Below are 17,610 nucleotides of genomic sequence, written 5' to 3' on the forward strand. Positions count from 1 at the left end.
CATAATCATTATTGCCAAACTTTCACGTCTCCCACCAAACCCGCTTTCAACAAAGGCTTACCCTCCAGGATATTCAGCGGCGCAGTCGTCCAGGTGATGCGTTTGTCTTCGGGCAGCTTTTGATCACCGATGAGGCGATTGGCCCAGGTGTTGCTTACTTGTATTTCAATTTTGTTATTACCCGGTTTTACTGCCGTTGAAATATCGAGTTGATACGGTGGTGTCCATAGCGTACCACAATCCACACCATTGATCGTCACCGTAGCCATATTGAAGATGCTATCCACCGAAAGGAATACGGGCTTGTCGGGAACGATTTGTTCAATGGAAAACTGATTGGTGTATATTACCGTTCCTGAATAATATTTGATCGCGTTCTCGCTGTGTTCGCTCCAAGACGTTAAAGCCGGAAACGGGACTGGCGCTGACGGGCCACCGAAAGCGGTATCAAATTGCACCATCCAGTTATTATTAATGGTTGCAGATGCAAACGCTTTTGACCCGGCCACGTTCACACGAACAGTGGTTTTCTTGCTGCTGGTCACCGGGTAATCGGAACCATTGACTTGGGTCACTGCTTTGTTGCGGAATACCACGAATGCCGATCCATTGCCATACATCGTTAGTTTCAGGTAAGTGCGTCCGTTCTTTATCTCCCAATTGTCGATAGCCGAAATATTTCCGGTGACAGGATCAAACAGCTCCGGATGATAGCCCGAGACGCGAAAAGACAGATCCAGCTCCCGTTTTACATGATCCGGGTTAGATATAAAGTAAATATCAGAGCTGTCTACCTTACGATGCGTCCATGCAATGGCCCGTGCATTTGCGGTAGCGTCCAGATCTCTGGGCACACCCAGCTTTTCAAAGGTAGCTTCCTGGTAAGGCGTTTCGATGATGCGCCCCTTCCCTGTTGAAGCGAACAGCCCGCTCCATATTTTTTGCAGCTCAATATTCTTTTCTTTAAAGCCGATGGGTCTGATCGGTCGTTTGTCTATTAAAATAATAGCGCCCTCATTTTTCAATTGCAGGATCTTCCTGGCCACTTCGACAGACATTAACCCGGAATTAGGATTCATGAGCAACTTACGGGGGAATACAAGAATAGAATAGGAAGCCCCCGAAGGAAACTGCACTTTACCGTTGATCACCCTGGCCTGCAGCAACACATCGGGATTAAAGCAGTCGTATTTATATCCTCTCAGCGCATCGGTCCAGTCTTCCGGGTCAGCCATGTTGGCGGAATGAGTGACGCCTTCCGGAATCACACGCTGAGGTTGACCCATATTGTTGGTTCTTTTCTGCTCCGCCGTTACCCTTTCTTCGCCGAATATACCAGGCAGGGTGTGCACCAACCGGTCAGGCAAAACAGAGCGCCTCGGCACTTCTTCGCCGATAAAGACCGCTATGTCGGCAACCGGCTTTCCCTGTTGCAACAAGGCGGAAACCCTGGTGATATAATCGATCCAGGCGCGGCTTTGATCGTACCATATTTGATCCCGCTGGTAAAATAAACCGATGCTGCCCAACGTCATTCCCGGTTTCCGATCGACCCAGGGATTATGCGTATTCACATGGAAGATCGTACGATTGATGCCCAGAGCATAGTTCCTGTCGCCGATGGCTTTCAGATTGCCGGGATGCTCCGACCAGTTGATCTTTAAACTAGTAAACGATTCAGCCTGGACAATATTCTTCCCGTAAATATGTGCCGCACTGATGGCGTCGAACATATCATTGGGTTTATCATGCGTGGGACTATTCAGCCAGAATTCGCCGGTGGGATAATCAACCGATTTGAAATGCAGCAGTCCGTCGCTCACCATGGTGGGCGACACATTCTCCGCTGTAAATTTTAGCTGCTTTTTATCTGCAAGCTTTCGAAGTGTCACATAAAAAATGTCGTGTACCAGCTCTGCAATCGTTTCGCGTACATCATGCAGGATCTTCTCGGAGGTTGCCGCATCATTGACCGGAACACCGGTCATCACCAACAGATAAGGCATCAGGTCATATCCCCTTCTTTTCTTAAACTCCGACGCAAACTTTTCGCTCCAGTTCTGGCTTCCTGCCTCCCAGCTGTCAATATAAAATATCTTCAACACTTCCTTTGCCAGGCCCGGATCTGTTTTTTCAAAGGCTTTGGCAAACCAGTTATCATACTGCAGCCGGATGGCTTCCTGGCTGAACTTGTCACACTCCAACCCTTTAGCAGCGCCGCCGGTAGCATTGGTATGGCCGGTGGACGTGTGCCCTATTCTTACCACCACCCAATTGCCTGAAGCCGGCTTCCAGCGCAGCTTTCCTTTGTTGTCCATCTTAGAGGTCAGGTTGATGATCTTATTAAACGGAACAGCATTGCTGTCTGCCACCATGGCTGTCGTGGTATTTTCCGCCACCCGCCATATACTCCCGTTTTTCGTTTCGACCTGGTTGATCACCGGTTCATCGCTCAGGTAAATGCCTTTTACTTTCAACGATGGTTTCCATTTTGCACCATCGAGGTCTTCTGATCCCGCTTCAGTTCCGGCTTTATCATAAACAAAACGGAAATATTTTGCTTTGGTCTCAGGAATGGAAAAGGTATAATCTTCATCCGTGTCCTGCCAGCCATGACGAGGTGGCTGCAACCTCGTAATGGTATCGAACACAATCCCATTGTCACTCGACATAACGATCAACCGCTGTGCCTGGTACACTTTGCTATTGGTTCTTATGGTAAGCGAGCGTAAGGTAAAGGGCCTTGGATACTTGTATTGGATCCAGCAGGACACATCGCTTTTGAATGTTTTGGAATTATCGTCCCGGAAGGAAATATATTGCGCTTTTTCACCGGTGCTGGTCGTCACAGCGGGGATAAGCACCGTTTCATTGAAAGCGTTAGAGGAGTTGGCCGGATAGGCAAATACGGCTACATCTTTATAAAAATTTTCTCTTGTTTCCGGCTGCTCGAGTTGGATATCGTCGGCGTTGTCGGCTTTAACATAGGTCTTGGTCCACACTAACTTTTGCATGGACTGTTCCGGTTTGATCCACGGCCCACCAGCCAACGCAAAGCCATCACTCATATGAAACGCCAGCTCCAAACCCAGCCGCTTGCATTCTTTCATCGCATGATTGACCATCGTCCACCACTCCGGCGTTAATTGCCTTGCGGGTTTATGAAAGGGGATTTTGGCCACCGTATCATAAATACATACCAGGTAGGCCCCGGCAATCCCCACCTTTTTCATGCCTTCAAGATCGGCCGTAATTCCCTCTTTTGACACAGCAGCATGCATCCAATACCAAAGCACCCAGGGTCTGGCAGACTCAGGAGGGCTTTTAAAAACCGCCCCGAGGTCCGGCTGACTGGCCTTCTGTGCAAAACCAATCCCACTTATTGATAAACATATCGCAGCAATCCATAAAATTTTCAAACGCAAGTTCATTCACTTTTTTTAAAATTCAACCGGCCTCAGGTAAAAATGGTAGGTATACGTTCCCGGCCTGAGCTGGTATTTCTCGAGGGGTGCAGCAACGGGGCTCCAGCTATCGTTACCGCCCACACCCATCTGAACCAGATCAATGTTCAAAGTTATGGACTCCGCAGGTTTTAATTTATGCGTATGCTTTGCTTCAGCGATATTTTTTTCCGTGTAGGGCCAGGCACTCATGCTCAACAGGCTATCGGCAATGATCATCAGGCCAGACTTACTGCCCGACTTTGACAGGCTGAACCAGCGCAAGTCCGTCCGGTTACCGTTCTCCTGCGGCACAACGTAGGGCTCCATAAAATCATAAATATCAGCTTTATAAATACCAGCATCAAACGCGTAATTGCGGTCTATATAATTTTCTAATGGCCCGCGTCCGAAATAGTTAATGTTTGTAAAAGATTTATTGACACCGGTTTGCATGCCGATCCTGGGAATGTTCGGCAATCCAGGTACAGCGTTCAAGCTGTAACTCACTTTAAGGACGCCGGCTTTATCTACGGTGTACCATACGCGGACAGTGGCACTGTCATGGATCAGCTTATAAACACTGAGCAGACCAGGCATACCGTTGACAGATGTTGCTTTTACCGATTCGAGCTGCGGCGTATGCTCATACCATTGCTTTAATACGCGATGGGTCTTCCATCCTTTGCGGTCGTTGTCCGTCTGAGGTCTTGTAAAATGAGGTAATAAAGGTTGATTCAGCAGCTCTGTACTTCCTTTTTTATATGAGACCAAAGCTCCGTTTGACTTATCAACGGCAATGGAAATATCGTTTGTGTTTACAACAAACTCTTGTCCGTTATCGGTAAACGGTATAGCGGATCTTACCAGGTCCTTAATCACCAGCGGTGACAATGAAAACTGGTTGCTGGCAACGATAAAACCTTTCTTGGCCCAGGGTTGATCGTGCCGCGTAGTAAAACGGATCTGAGCATGATACTCTTTACCCGGCTTAAGCCGTGGCAGGTATTTTGTTAGGTTCAGTTCCGTGGAATCGCCCGCTGCAAGATTGATAGCACCTAGCGAATGGGTTGAAATCACCATCCCGTCTTCCTGAATAGCAATTGATGCAACATATTTATCGGCATTGATCACAGGGCTTCGGTTAACGATCCTGATCAATCGCCGGCTGCTGTCGCTCCATTCAGATTGCAGCGGCTGGAAGATCCGCTTGCATTCGTACATGGCTGCTTTAGGCCGTCCGTCAGCAGCTACAATACCTTTAATGGTAAAGTTGTCATAATAACGTTCGCCAAAATCACCGCCATACGCATAATAAGGCACGCCACTGGCTGAATCATATTTAACCAGTCCCTGATCTTTGAATTCCCAGATGCAGCCACCAATAACCCGCGGCAGGCTACGCCACTGGTCCCAGAACTCTTTCAGATTGCCTGCGCTATTGCCCATCGCATGCGCATATTCACAAAAGAAAATGGAACGATGATCCCGGTTGTCCTGATTGACCAGTAAGGGCGCTGTGTACAACGCAGGATACATCCGGCTGATCACGTCAATATAATATTGATCTCTGGGATTCTGAATGCGATGTGAGTGATCGTTGGATTTGAGATAGCGCGGATCTGAAGGATTGATATACCCGGAATCCTCAGGACTGCCCATCGCCGGTTCATAATGCAAGGGACGTGTCATGTCAAAGTCTTTGATCCATCCCGCCATGGCCGCATGGTTGGGGCCACTGCCGGCTTCGTTGCCCAGGCTCCACATGATAACGGACGGGTGATTCTTATCTCTCAACGCCATGCGCGCCACCCGCTCTATATAAGCCGCCGTCCAGCGCGGATCATGATCGAGCTTTCCGCCTAAACCATGTGTTTCATGATTGGCTTCATCGATCACCATGATGCCGTATTCATCGCAAAGGTCCAGCAGATAAGGATCTGACGGATAGTGGCTCAGGCGCACAGTATTGAAATTGAATTGTTTGATCGTCTTGATATCCTGCAAAATATCTTCTCTTGTCAACGCTTTTCCCCTGGTAGGATGATGGTCCGGGCGGTTGACACCGTATAAATAAGTTTCTTTCCCGTTAACCAGTAGCTTGCTGTCCGTCGTTCTGAATTCAATACTTCTAAAACCCAGCTTACTACTTTTAGCTTCCCATACCTTACCCGTACTGTCTTCCAGGCTGATGACCAACGTATATAAGTTAGGATCTTCAGTGCTCCATTTTAACGGATCGAAAACAGTGGTTTCTAACAACCCGAACTTTACCCGATCTAAACGCGGATGAATCTCATTAATGATGGCATCTGCGCTGATCTCCAGGTCCTTTTTGAATACAGGCCGATTCTCTGCATCGTACAAACCGGCCTTAACCACGAAGCCGGGCACTTCTGCCCCGGTGAGATTTTCCAGTCTCGGGCGAATGCTAAGCACCGCGTCTTTATAATTTTGATCCAGTTTTGCCTGGTAGAAGAAATCCGCAATACGCAGTTTAGGTTCGGCCATCAGATACACTTCGCGGTGGATGCCGCTTAAGCGCCACTGGTCCTGATCTTCGAGAAAGCTACCATCGCTCCAGTGGATGACCCAGACCGAAATAATATTTTCACCGTCCTTTAAGTAAGGCGTGATGTTGAACTCCGACGGCAGGAAACTATCTTCTGCATAACCGAGGAACTGCCCGTTGATCCAGACCTTATAAGCCGAACTCACACCTCCAAAATGTAAAGTGATATTCTTATCCTTCCAATCGGCCGGCATGGTAAAAGAGCGTTGATAACATCCTACACCATTGTAATCTTTTGGCACGAAGGGCGGATTAACGGGGCGGAACGGGTACACGGCACTTTTATAGATGGGTTTGTCATACCCTTCCATTTCCCAGCTGGAAGGCACGGGGATCTTCTTCCAACCGGAAACTTTTTGCCGGTAAAAATCCTTTGGCGCATCGGCTGGTTTCAGGGCGAAACTAAAATCCCATTGGCCATTTAAGGATAAGTACCTGCCACTTTTTTCCCTGTTACCTTGCAGCGCATCGCGCACGCTGCTAAACGAATAAGCCGTCGCGCGAGACAGATCCCGGTTGATACCACTAACCAAAGGATCTTCATAAGGCTCGGCGCGATAAACAGAAGGCGCCTGCGGAATGGCAGCAGGTGTCTTATCCACCAGCTGCGCCATGCAGCAGCAATGAGCCATTGCTAAAATAATAGTGCTTATTATCCTCATCATATTTCTTTCAAAAACTCGTCTTTAAAAGAAAAACCCCAGCCATGCCGGTCATGAGGAACCGCAAAACCATTATCTATATGGAGTTGATGATCGATCAACGGGTCGATCCAATCGAAGGACTCCGCACCTGCACCATTGTAAACGGTACATAACAGCGGCACATCGTAATCTTTGTAATAATGCGGCAACACGGGAATCTGATGCGCCTGTGCCAGGGCCGCGCTGTTTCTCCAGGCTTCCACACCGCCCAAACGCAGGATATCCGGCTGCCAGATGTCGATAGCGTTTAATTTGATCAGCTCGCGCAAAGGCAGTGTTGAATACTCCCGCTCTCCCATGGCCAGTGAAATGCCTGCCTGGTTCCTGAGCAACTGGTACCCCTGGAAGTCTGTATGATCGATAGGTTCTTCAAACCATTGAATGTTCAATGTCCGGGCCGCCCGCGCCAATGCCAGCGCATCTGGCACCTGCATGCCCTGGTTGGCATCCATCATAATACCAATGTCATCGCCCACTACTTCGCGAACTTTTGCTAAGCGCTCGAGATCTTCTTTCCAGTCGGGCTTACCCACTTTGATCTTGACCGCTCTGAAACCGCGCTTCTTATAGTTGGTAACCTCGTCCACGAGTTCATCGGTAGTATAAGACAACCAGCCACCGCTTCCGTAAACCGGTACTTTAAAATGATGCGCGCCTAACACTTTCCAGACGGGTTGCTCCAACGTTTTAGACCAGGCGTCCCACATTGCGATGTTGACGGCAGACTGCGCCCAGCGATTGATCCCTTCTTTACCAAAGTATTCGTTCGCTGCATCGATCTTATTAAATACGGTTACCGTATCGTAGACCTCCGCTCCTATGGCCATTTCAGCAATATCCTTTAATGCACCTGCTATGGCTTTGGGGCTATATTGAAAGCTTAGTAAATATGATTCTCCGACAACGCCGCTTTCCAGCTGCAATCTCAGAATGATAAAAGAGATTTCTGTGAGCGTATGCGTAGCATCGGCAATAGGTTTTTCCAGTTTCGCTTTCGCGGTAAATACGGAATATTGTTTAATTCTATTCATCAATGTCGTTTATAGTTAAATGTTGTTCCGGATGGATTAAGTAAATAACCGCTGATTTATCGGACCAGGGGCATCCAGACAGTCATATCCGTTTCTCCCCTGTTGGCCCACGCATAGTAAGGGATCAGTTTGATGTTTACAGATCTTTGTGCCGGGCTCACTTCTTTATACAGTTGGTTCGTCCAGTCACCATCGTTAATGAGCTTTGCCTGGCCGGTTAGCGCCATCACATGACCATTGGCTATTTGAGTGGCCACAGGTTTTAACTGAATATTAAACGGTATCGCTACATCGAATACTTTGTTGGTGGCCAGATCAGGCGATTCGATACAATACACGACAGGCCCCCGTTTGACGGCCACCTGGTTGCGTGTTTCCTCTACCATCGGGTTGGATTCTATCAAGGTAGCCGGCATGTCCAACACTAATTCGATTCGATCGCCCTTATTCCATTTTTGATCAAGGACAATATATTTTCCGCCGGTGACGGACCTGTTGATGGATTTGCCATTCACTTTGACCGACGCCTTTTTGCACCAGCCCGGAATACGCAAATGGATAGGCAACGGTTTAGACGGTGCCTCAGTTAGCGTGATATTCACGGCGCCATCCCATGGATAACTGCTTACCTGTTGTAACGCGATCGTACTGCCATCATTCAATTGGGTTTGAAGATGATTGCCGCCATACATGTTTACATAGAGGCCGTCATCAGCCACACTGTACATATAATTATTGACCTGTGCGATCGTGCGCACTACATTGGGCGGACAGCAGTTGGACTTGCCGATGTAGGGAACGCGGCCTCCTTCCCAACGCAGATGATAAGGATAGTCAACGGTATGCGCCAGCGGGTTGGTGTAGAAAAATTTGGTACCATCCATGCTGATGCCGCTCAATACACTGTTATACAAAGCCAGCTCAACAATGTCAAAATACTTTCCTTCGCCGGTTAGTAAGAACATGCGGTAGTTCCAGAGCACATTTCCAATGTTGGCACAAGTCTCATTATGCGCGCTGAAATTGGGCAGCTGGTAATCGCGACCGTAGGACTGATGGACTTTCTGCACCGTATCGGGCGTGTAGGAAGTTCCGTCAACAGATACTCCATCATACAACGCGCCACAGGCGCCGGTTACATACATTTTGGTATGCACCACATTGTTCCAAAGTGTGTCCAGGGTCTGAAGCAGGCTTGGATCGCCATCTTCGGCATAGAGATCGGCTACACCGGCCATTAAATAATTCGCCCTCACGGCATGTCCTACAATTCTTTTCATATCGCGAAAGGGCGCCCGGTCACTGTTATCGTCTGTGCCTTCTACCGTTCCACGGATGTCGATCAGCTTATTTAGCAAGTCGAGGTATCTTTTTTCCTGAGTAGTACGGTACATTTCGGCTAGCCCCATGTAATGAGAGGGGCAGATGGCGTTGCGGGCCTGTTCGGGTGTCGCTTTTTGGTAAAAGCTGATCAAAAAGTCGGACGCCTTCTTAGCGATCTCGAGCAAATCGGTTTTGCCGGTAGCCCTGTAATGCACACAGGCCGCGGTCATCAGGTGCCCGAAATTATACGCTTCAAAGCTCAGCTTGTCATCAAACATCTTTTGCTCACCTGTTTTTTTCTGCTCGATGAGGTTTTTGGTGTACATATAGCCGTCGGCTCTTTGTGCTTTCCCGATAACACCAACAGCTTCCTCCATCCATTGATTGAGCTGCGGATCTTTGGTGGAAGCATACAAAGAAGCAACCGCTTCGAGTGTTTTATAAAAATCCCCGTCGTGGAAAGACGGGCCGCGAAACCTGCCTTCCTGTAATCCGGCAGCAACCTTGAAGTTCTGAAACGAATAACAGATCGTATCGCTGGTGTACGTGCGCCAAAGGACAGGCACCATCGCCTTTTTGCAGACGTCAAAGCGCTCTGCCCAAAAGCCATCCGTCCATTGCACGTCGCCCAAACCAACGCTTGACAGCTTCGCAAATTTACTTCGGGAGGTATTGACCAGCCCGGTTTGTGCTGTTGCAGATATGCTGCAAAGGGCGGCCACGGTTATTAAAACTAGATTTTTCATATTCAATTTTTGTAGCGGATGCGAAGCATCTGGCTATTGTAATTTGTTCATCGGGATATCTGGTCTTGCGTTATCTTGAAAGAAGTTGTCATTTTCTTAAAATGTGAAATTTTTTGCTTTCTCTTCGATTCTGGTCAGACCGGGACGGTCAGACCAGAATCGCCCGTCATTCCTTCTTGTGGCGGTCAGACGGGAATCTCTCACATCGCCTGGTAGCTGATATTGTATTGCTTATTCTTTTCAATCGTCAGCTCATACACCCCGTTACCCTTGCTTCTGAAGCTGCCTTCATTAGAAACAGGCTTCTTTTTGCTTTTGATAATGAGCGTACCGGTACCTGCCGGTGCTGTTACTTTGAGGTTATTAGTGCTGCAATACAACTCAATATTTCCCGCCGGTGTGGGCACTTTTCCTTCCATCCATTTTAACCCGCCTAAAGCAGGCTCTACAGTGTAAGTGCTATAGCCTGCTCCGGTCGGCTTCACGCCCAGATAGTATTTCCCTAACAGGTACAACGGACTGGCACCCCAGGCATGACAAAGGCTCTTACCATATTTTCTGCCGTACATCGCATAATGTTCGGCACCTGATTTTTTAGGATTGTATTCTTCCCAAAAGGAAGTCGCACCCAGCTTTAACATGCCACCCCAATACGATTTCATTTCTTTGGTAACATAGTCCTGCTCGCCCAGTGCGCACATGGCCTCCATTTCATAGAACCGCATATAAGGCGTTGTGATCGGCGGCACCTTGTCGTTTAACAAAACAGATTTTTTAATGGCATGCTTCTGCTGATCATTCAGATAATCAAAGAATATGGCGAACATGTTTGCATAGCGGGTTACGTGGTCCGTCGGTTGGCCGTTGACATAACTGTGTACGATGGCCTGTTTTTGCTCGTTCCAATAGATATCAAAAAGCTTTTGCTTCACATCAGCAGCCAGACCTTTATACATTCCTGCATCTTCTTTTTCATTCACCAGGTCAGCGACCAAAGCCATAGTTTCCAGGCTGCGGGCAAACAACAGTTGTTCAAAGCTTACAGCACCTTGCTTGCTCAGCCCTTCCGCCCAATCAATAAATACCCAGTCGCCTGGCAATCCTTCAAGCAACCCGTCTTTGTTTCGACGTCCTAATACATAATTCATCAATGACTTCATGCGGTCATAATTGCTTCGAACAAATTCGGCATCACCACTGTAGAGGTAATAGTCATACACACCCAGGAACCAGTATAACGTGTAGTCCATAATGGTATTGATATGACTGGTGACCGGATCTTTTCCCCGCAACGCCAGCGTTGTGCGCTTCACTGTAGCGTTATCATTGGTCAGATAATAATTCATGAGATAGCTTTGGTAGGCATCCCCGCTCCAGATCCAGCGATCACGCTTGATACCGTCGATGAAAAACTCTTTAGTGCTCAGATGAAACGTGTATTTAGCCACATCATAGATACGATTGATTTCCTCATCATTACATTTGAAAGAGCCTTTATCCTGCAAGTCCGCATACTCATAAAGCATGGACACTTTCCCGAAACGAACAGAAGGTTCCGCTATAATATTGACATAACGAAAAGCCTTGGATAAACCAACGGTATAGTCGCCTGACTGCTGGTTGATATCGATCTTGTCATAGGTTTCGGTATGCGCGGTATCCATAGCTTCTTCGCGGCTTTCGCCGTAATAAATGGCCAGCTTGCCTTTTCCTTTGATGCCATGCAACCTGATATAGCCGAAAGTTTCCTTTCCAAAATCCACCACCGTACTATTCTTTTCCTTGTTCACAGCAACAGCTTCCATCGGTTTTGTCGGAAGCATAAAATCAGCCGGTAACTGATCGGGGTTATCAAAATTCCAAAAGCCGGCATTCATCCATTTCGTCGTCGATACATCTGATGTTTTCCCGGTCTCATCGATCCATTCTTTATCTTCGAATGTAACGAGCCAACTGCTGTCGCTGACTACTTTATTGCCCTGCACAAAGATGGCCGGCACCTGTTGCTGATTGAACACTTTGATATTGATCTTATGTTTGCCTGCCGGTACTGTGATTTTTTTTGGCGCACCTTCAAAGGCTTTTCCATCGAGCTTAACATTGTACTGACCGTCAACATAAATATTAACTTCCTCCGGTTGTGCCAGATCAAAGACTTTATGAAAATCGATCAGGGGATAATGATTATCGATCTTCCAGAAAGCCGGGAAGAAGGTACCCCGCTCGGTCCGGCGATTTTGCATTTGATTGGACAACCATATTTCATAATCTCCGGGATACCAGATCCAGGTTTGTGCGAAGCCGGTTTGCCACAAAGACATAAATAGACTAAGCAGAAAAAAGAATCTAATCTGATTACGACATGTTAACTGACGATCTATATTGAGTCGTACAAGAGTGCGACGCAAGGAAGACGCCATCTGCACTGAAGCCGGGAACATAATTCTTTCCATATATTGAGTTAATGAAATATTAAATACAAAGTGATCATGACCATAATTAATAGTCCCCAAACGATCTTTACCGTCCGCGTTGGCCGGGGAAGTTCGCGGTAGCTGATACCCACGCCACGCACCCCGTTTGTATCCGCGAGCGAGATAAGGACGGCCAGTACCATTAAAAGGACGAATATGTAAAACGATAATAACAGGTAATGGGGCCAGAAACTGTACCCTTCCGCGGGAAACACCCATAGATATAATACGCCGATGCCCAGGCTGATCACTGAACCCCAGGACAAGGTAAAGTTCACCGCGCGCCGCGTGGTGCGCTTCCAGAACACCGCCAGCAAAAACACTACGGCTAAGGAAGGCGCAATAAATCCTAATACCGCCTGGAACACGTCAAACAAATTCAGGCCTTTAATACTGTCGATGGCCAGCGCCATCAGTATCGCAAAGAAACAACCGGCGATCACCGTGATCCTTCCCATCTTTACGATCTGCTGATTCGTAGCATTGGGGTTGAATTTCTTCACATAGATGTCCGTTGTAAAAACGGTGCTTAAAGCATTCAGAGAGGAACCGATGGTTCCGACCAGCACAGCGATCAATACTACAATCACCAGCCCGTTCAATCCTGCCGGAAATAAATTCGTCACCAGGGTCATATAAGCTTCGTCCGGAGAATTAAGGTTGGGAAATAATTGAAAACAAACGATCCCCGGTATAATAAACAGCGGCAGCGACAATATCTTTAACCAGCCGATAAAACTAACGCCGAGCTGTCCCTGCTCCAGGTTGCGTGCGCCCAGCACTGACTGAACCATGGCCTGATCGGTACAAAAAAATGCAATGGCGGAAACAGGATAGCCCAACAATATGGCAGGCCAGGGATAGCTGGCGTCGGAAGCGGGTCGCACGAGACTCCAGTATTCTCGCGGTGTGTTGTTGTATAATGCACTGAAACCGCCTACTTTATTTAATCCTAAAATGCACAGCATGAAGGACACAATAATGAGAAGGATCATTTGAAATACATTCACGCGGGCAATCGCTTTTAATCCGCCTGCAAAGGCAAATAATCCCGCGAATAATACGAGCACGATCACCGACTGCCACATAGGGATGCCTAATATCTGCCTTACGAGGAAGCCACCCGCAAACAATCCCAGCGAAAGCCAGGAGATCAGGATTTTGATCAGTGCGTACCAGGCTAAAATATTCCTGGTGCCGTCTCCATAGCGTTGTCCCATAAACTCCGGCATGGTCGTGGCCTTACTGGCGAGATAACGAGGCGCAAAGATCATAGCCAGCAAAAAGAGAAATACAAAAGCATACCATTCGAAGTTGCCTGCTACGATGCCCGTAGAGTAGCCGATACTGGCAAATGCTAACAGCATGGACGGACCAACGTTAGTACCCCACATATTAAAACCAATGCTATACCAACTGAGCGACTTACCCGCCAGAAACAAGGTCTCTTCTTTCTTCTTGCTTCCAAAGCTGGCTTTGTATCCAATATATAAAAGGATTAAAAGATAAGCGGCGACTATTATATAGTCAATGGTTTCGAGCTTTTGTAAAATGTTGTTCACCTTTTATTTTAGTGTTTAGAATGTGAGACCTCTAATCCGTAGCGCTCCAATAATTCATCGGGCCGTACAGGCTTCCCCATTTTTAAACTTTCATCCATGGCCTGCAATAGGGCCACCGTGCCGATTCCTTCTTTCATATCAGGATAAGCAGTGAAGCCTTCCCGGATGGAGTCCACGAAGTATTCCAGGTAATTCTGATATTCACCGGCGTGATGGCTTTGCCCTTCAAAACGGAAATAATATTTTAATGTGCTATCTCCCCAGGTGATCACTTTTTCCTCGCCGGTTTTATCGGTAATAGCATAACGCAGCTCATGATAATCAGCCTGGCTGGCCCCTTCCGTCCCCCGCAATACCGTACTCATACCGCTTTCGCGCGCAGCAGGTTGAATCGGAGAAGTGTACACGCCGCTTACGCGAGCGATACGCCCGTCTTTGGCTTTAAAAATGAAATGCATTGTGTCCTCATTTTTCAAACCCGCGTTTTTACCATTGGCACTGATCATTCCATAGCCCATAACTTCTTCAATATCCGGCAGGTACCACCTGATAAAATCGACAGGATGGCTAAGGCCGCCGTATAACCATTTGAACGAATCTTCAAGCGCCCACTTTTTTTCCAGGAACCAGCGGTGGTCCGCATGGTAGTGACTTTCAACCGTAATCAGCTCTCCGATCGCGCCCGCCTCGAAATCTTTGCGTTGCCTTTTGGCCGGCTCAAAGAACCGGGAGCTTTGTCCGACGAAAACATTTTTGCCGCTCTTTGCCTGCAGCTCGAGCAAAGCCTTTGCCTCCTTCAGGTCATCGATAAAAGGCTTGGTGCAGATCACATGCTTACCATGCTCCAATGCCTGTGTAATATGTTTTGCGTGAAGATGATCCGGGGTATAAATAGCAATGATATCAATGTCGTCATCTTCCAGCATGCCTTCATACCTTGTTGTGTACGAATCAAAGTCAAATTCCCTGCAACGCTGTTGACAGGTCTTCTCATTAACATCGCAAAGTGTTTTTAAAGCCACCTTCTTGCTCTCCAACGCAGCACTGATCGTGCTTCTTCCCTCGCCGAGACCGAGAATGCCGATGACCAGCGCGGGCCTGTCGCCCTGTATTTCTTTATAATAATTCATATACCGATTTTGATAATTGCTTTCGTCAACCCTAGTCTATGGGCCATAGACTACTGGCCACCGACCTTTTTTAGAAACACCCAAACCTCTCCTTTTCGAGTTCCTTTTATTCCTTCCTGGTATTGTGCCATGACCTTGTTCCATTCATTCACTCTGGCATTGTTTTCCGTGGTTTTAGGATTGAGCTCATCCAATGTTTTTCCTTTAGGGATACTGATCACTAACATCAACTGGCGGCCATTTCGGAACATGACCAATCGCTGAAAGCCTGCATTGCAGAAACCTTTGGCAACTTCGGGCCATTTTTCAAATTGGGTGGCGTGATAGTCCAGGTATTCCTTTTGCCTTGCCGGATCTGCTACGAGGTTGGCGGTTAGAATGATATGCTGCCACTCCCTGGCCATGGTTGTGTCGGCGCAGCGGCTGCGATCAAACTGGTAATACAGATCATAATAAGGGCGCACTTCAAGAGCAGGGAATTCCTTTTTTAATTTTCCCTGGAACACAGAAAGGTCCTGGACCTTATCGAAAATCACGTAGCGATTGTTCCATTGGTAGATGCTGTTGGGATCAACATGATTCTTCTTCAGAAAGGCTTTCAATTTTACGAGATCAAGCTTTGCCTCGCCCACCACCAGTTCCACCAGTTCTTCATGTTCTGAGTTGATGGCTTGTTTCACCTGATCCGTAGTGCTTTCCCGCGCAAGGTGTTGGTAAGCCGGTTCAAGTCCAGCCTGAAGCTTTATCTGCTTGCTCACCTGGGGGCCATTGTTGCTCCAAATATTTCCCGGGCCGTTATTATTTTGAAGATATTTTTTTGAAGGCGTCCAGTTGTTTTTGATAGTGATATGTGACGAACCTTCATCCGTATACAAGTAGAACCAATGCGACGGAAGATGTGCATATGGCGCTTTAAAAACGCTGTCAATATAATTATCACTAATCAGTGATCCCTTCTGAGCGCTCAATGTGTAAATACCGGCACAATCATAGTTTTGTTTTCCGAAATGATGGATTTTATTGGCCACCACTTTATTATCCTTCATCACGTTAGGTTGCGGGCTCCATCCCCAACCCATGCTGATCCCGGAGTAATTCACATTTTCAATTTCATTGTGGGCAACGAGCGCATTCCTGGTGTAGCCCAGGCCAATGCCTACAGCGCCCCAATCTTCATTGGTCACATCAGTAATAAAATTATTGCTGATCTCAAATGATTCTGTTACGATTCTCTCGTCCCTGGGATTGTATGGCAAGTGGATCTCCGTCGCTTCGTCGGCAAAGACGCCCGCGAGGATGGCCGTTCCTCCGATATCCTTAAAAAGACTTCCCCGGATTTCGGATTTCTTAACACCCTGGTGAAAATCGACGCCCGTTGAAGCCATGTGCGCAAACCTGCATCCCTCAAAGGAAATATCGGTAGCGAAAAAAGTCTGAACCGCTGCTTCGGGCCGGGTAATCCAGGCCTGGTTTTCCAGGGTTGCTTTTTCCGGGGTGCCCGCTGGTCTCAATTTATAAGCATCCGTCATAGGCATTCCCGTCTGATGCGGCACATAGCCCACCAGCGACGGACGATACCAGGCGGTATGCTCAAAGGAAATATTTCTGAAACGGATATGAGATACGGGCGCGTCAGTTGTTCCCCGAACGATGACCAGGTTCTCCAACAAGGGCGCTGTAACCGTTACAGTATTCAGATCTTCGCCGGTGCGCGGCCAGTAGTAAATCTTTTTGTTGGCCCGGTCGGCATACCATTCTCCGGGCGCATCGAGGAACGCTGCGGCGTTGGACAGGTAAAAAGCGGAATTGCCCGTCTCTGAAGACAGCCAGGGCGCAGGCCACGGGTGTTCACTTTGAATACGGCTTTCCGGCTGGCGGAAAAAGAGTTGTGCACTGTCTCCATGGATCTTCATTTGTCGGATCCTTAACACCGCTATTTCCCACCATTGATGAATGAAGAACTCCATCCCGCTCACATCGTCAACGGCCACATCAGGTTTCGGAATGTGGGTGGTTTCATCTTTCTTGTTCCAGCTCAGGATACGTTTCATAGAGCCTTCGTTTGGCCAGCGGGCTCTCACCGCTTTAGCCTCACCGATCCATAACTGCCGGAAAGCCGGAAGGCCGTCAAGATCATCAGGCAGGTCAGCGACCCAGACGTGTCCTTTAGTATTCCCGGGCAACTCCTGTATGTTACCGTTCAGCTGTTTCCAGCCGGTGATGGGCACGCCGCCACTTATTATCACCTGAGCATTTTCTTCTGCTTCAATATAAGTGGGACTTTGAGTTGTTCCCGCATCTTCGGGCCTGAGCACGACCGGTTCGGACAACCGATATATACCCTCTTTGATAACGATGTGAATGGGTTTACCGGTAGCAGCATCATTTAGCCGTCTCGTTTCCCGCACTTGCCGCAAGGCCCCGTGCAAACTGGCTTTGGGACGCTCAATGGTACCCGGATTAGCATCGTTGCCATCGGTAGCTACATACACCTGGCTGCTGCTATCCGGCGCAAAGCACAATCCCGGTAATAGAAATAAGAAATGCAACAATCGTTTCAAGGGCAATAATTGTAAAAATAACAATTAGTAAATTTACCGAAGGCGCATTTGTATATCATGGTCG

General features: G+C 47.8%; 8 protein-coding genes. All 8 read right to left on the reverse strand.

The features are described 5' to 3' along the window. Positions 1 to 8: 8 nt before the first annotated feature. On the reverse strand, positions 9 to 3,431 hold the full coding sequence (locus ACU37H_RS01225) for a glycosyl hydrolase (protein WP_472702536.1): 3,423 nt from the start codon (positions 3,429 to 3,431) through the stop codon (positions 9 to 11). 9 nt (positions 3,432 to 3,440) lie between these two features. Continuing rightward, positions 3,441 to 6,680: a glycoside hydrolase family 2 TIM barrel-domain containing protein gene (locus tag ACU37H_RS01230; RefSeq protein WP_472702537.1), complete on the reverse strand. Its 3,240-nt coding sequence runs from the start codon at positions 6,678 to 6,680 to the stop codon at positions 3,441 to 3,443. After that, positions 6,677 to 7,750: a mandelate racemase/muconate lactonizing enzyme family protein gene (locus tag ACU37H_RS01235; protein ID WP_472702538.1), complete on the reverse strand. Its 1,074-nt coding sequence runs from the start codon at positions 7,748 to 7,750 to the stop codon at positions 6,677 to 6,679. Before ACU37H_RS01235 ends, ACU37H_RS01230 begins: the two co-directional genes overlap by 4 nt. A 56-nt stretch (positions 7,751 to 7,806) precedes the next feature. Continuing rightward, positions 7,807 to 9,819, reverse strand: a complete 2,013-nt coding sequence (locus ACU37H_RS01240; RefSeq protein ID WP_472702539.1) for an aceric acid hydrolase — start codon at positions 9,817 to 9,819, stop codon at positions 7,807 to 7,809. Positions 9,820 to 10,019: 200 nt separating this feature from the next. After that, positions 10,020 to 12,140: an alpha-L-rhamnosidase-related protein gene (locus ACU37H_RS01245; RefSeq protein WP_472702540.1), complete on the reverse strand. Its 2,121-nt coding sequence runs from the start codon at positions 12,138 to 12,140 to the stop codon at positions 10,020 to 10,022. A gap of 140 nt (positions 12,141 to 12,280) precedes the next feature. Then, a complete protein-coding gene (locus tag ACU37H_RS01250; RefSeq protein WP_472702541.1) occupies positions 12,281 to 13,855 on the reverse strand; it encodes a sodium:solute symporter family transporter in 1,575 nt (524 codons plus the stop codon). Positions 13,856 to 13,863: 8 nt separating this feature from the next. After that, entirely contained in the window at positions 13,864 to 14,985 is a 1,122-nt protein-coding gene (locus ACU37H_RS01255) for a Gfo/Idh/MocA family protein (protein ID WP_472702542.1), read from the reverse strand. A gap of 50 nt (positions 14,986 to 15,035) precedes the next feature. Further along, positions 15,036 to 17,546, reverse strand: coding sequence for an L-rhamnose mutarotase (locus tag ACU37H_RS01260; protein WP_472702543.1), 2,511 nt, complete (start codon positions 17,544 to 17,546; stop codon positions 15,036 to 15,038). Positions 17,547 to 17,610 lie beyond the last annotated feature (64 nt).

Source organism: Niabella sp. ZPM-14, from assembly GCF_055693045.2.

Bases quoted from the DNA above. Each gene is read 5' to 3' on its own strand.
- ACU37H_RS01245 (WP_472702540.1), bottom strand. From the start codon at position 12,140: ATGTCTTTGTGGCAAACCGGCTTCGCACAAACCTGGATCTGGTATCCC.
- ACU37H_RS01230 (WP_472702537.1), bottom strand. From the start codon at position 6,680: ATGATGAGGATAATAAGCACTATTATTTTAGCAATGGCTCATTGCTGC.
- ACU37H_RS01235 (WP_472702538.1), bottom strand. From the start codon at position 7,750: ATGAATAGAATTAAACAATATTCCGTATTTACCGCGAAAGCGAAACTG.
- ACU37H_RS01255 (WP_472702542.1), bottom strand. From the start codon at position 14,985: ATGAATTATTATAAAGAAATACAGGGCGACAGGCCCGCGCTGGTCATC.
- ACU37H_RS01225 (WP_472702536.1), bottom strand. From the start codon at position 3,431: ATGAACTTGCGTTTGAAAATTTTATGGATTGCTGCGATATGTTTATCA.
- ACU37H_RS01240 (WP_472702539.1), bottom strand. From the start codon at position 9,819: ATGAAAAATCTAGTTTTAATAACCGTGGCCGCCCTTTGCAGCATATCT.